The organism is Fulvivirga kasyanovii (assembly GCF_009711405.1).
Lineage (GTDB): Bacteria > Bacteroidota > Bacteroidia > Cytophagales > Cyclobacteriaceae > Fulvivirga > Fulvivirga kasyanovii.
On record NZ_SMLW01000190.1, the window covers coordinates 1 to 1,790 of the forward strand.

Below are 1,790 nucleotides of genomic sequence, written 5' to 3' on the forward strand. Positions count from 1 at the left end.
ATTGTATAGAAACCCTATACCATAAGGCAAAAGAAGGTACATTTTGAAAGGATGAGGTTTTTGGCATAAAAGGGAAATACCTGGCGCAGAAATGTTTAAACCCTATAACAGTATGTTTCACCTAAACCCATATTCCTATGAAAAGAAATATCTTTACCCTCGTACTGGCATTATTCTGCTATTTTCAACTACCTGCTCAGGATCGCGGGGAGTTGATCAGTTATGAGCTGATCGATGAGAAGGATACCGATCAGATTGATGACTTACTAACCGGAGCTACAGGCATTCCGGGTATCTTTGTGGACTTCTTAATACCGACCACTTTTGATGTTCAGGTTTACAAATTGATTTATCATACAGTGGATGGCCAGGGAGCGCCAACTATAGCCTCCGGTGCTCTTTACATACCCAAGCCTTACCCATGTGATGCCCCTTTGGCAGCATATCTTCACGGTACGATCCTGGATGAAGCCAGTGTACCTTCCAACCTAAGTGGTGTTGAAGGTGCCATCGGCTGGGCCATGGCCACTGACGGTTATGTGGTGCCTTTGCCGGATTATATAGGTCTCGGCGAAAGCCCGGGAGTCCACCCTTATGTGCATGCCCAAAGTGAAGCCACTGCGTCCATAGACATGATGCGTGCTTCGCGGCAGTTATGCGGTACTTTGGGTGTTGGGCTGAACGGTCAGGTATTTATAGCGGGCTATTCACAGGGAGGCCATGCCACACTGGCCACCCAACGGGAAATAGAGCGTAACCATGGCAGTGAATTTAATCTGGAATATGTCGCCGCCGGGGCAGGTCCTTATGATCTGTCGGGTACACAAAAAGACTTTGCCTTTGACAACCCCTTCTATCCCAACCCCTCTTTTTTGCCTTACGTTTTGCAGGGATACCAGGAGGTTTACGGTAATATTTACAGTTCTTTATCAGATGTGTATGTTTCTCCTTATGATCAACAAATCCCGGTACTGCTAGACGGCTCCTTGTCCGTAGAGCAGATTGATGCACAACTACCGGCCAACTGGAAAACCATTTTCCAGAATGATTTTCTTAGCAGTGTGGAGAATAATTATTTTCATCCTGCAAACAGTGCATTACGAAAAAACAACCTGTACGCGTGGACACCCAAAACAGAAATGCGCTTGTACTACTGCACAAGCGATGATCAGGTAGATCCTGCCAATTCGCTGGTGGCCTGGTTTAATTTCTTTCTTCGGGGTGCCGGAGGCCGCGTAGCTGCTGTTCCGCTCGGCCCATTCCTGCATCGCGAATGTGCCCCGATAGCCTTGCTGGTGAGCAAAGCAAAATTTGACCAGTTCAGGCAGGATCAAAATTGCAATACACAGTTAGCGACAGCCAGAAATGGCAAAATACAACCCCAGCGCAGTGATATGCAGCACTTTGAAGACCTGGTCAATGAATTGAACGTACCCGGCCTTGCTGCTCAACTAAGGGCACAAGGATTGGATAACCTTGCTGATGCAGTAGAAAATCAGTCAAAGGGCACAAGCCTGAAATTATTTCCAAATCCTGCCAGCACTTTCACCACACTTGACATAAGCCAGATGGGAGAAAACGTAAAAGCAGTAAAAATTATGGACACCTCAGGCAAGCTCATTCGCCTAATTGAAATAAAAAATGCAGAAACCTCTATTGAACTGGATATTCGCGACTTGGATGTCGGAATGTACATGATTACCGTGGAAGGAGACGAAGTATACTACCTCAATTTGATGAAGGAATGAGAAGGTTTTTAATAAGAGGAACGGAGGTGTTGCCTTCGTTCT

At 46.1% G+C, this 1,790-nt stretch carries 1 protein-coding gene; it reads left to right on the forward strand.

Annotation, left to right across the window (positions count from 1 at the left end; genetic code table 11):
* The first annotated feature begins 137 nt into the window (after positions 1 to 137).
* Positions 138 to 1,748: a T9SS type A sorting domain-containing protein gene (locus E1163_RS00725; RefSeq protein WP_155168610.1), complete on the forward strand. Its 1,611-nt coding sequence runs from the start codon at positions 138 to 140 to the stop codon at positions 1,746 to 1,748.
* The last annotated feature ends 42 nt before the right edge of the window (positions 1,749 to 1,790 follow it).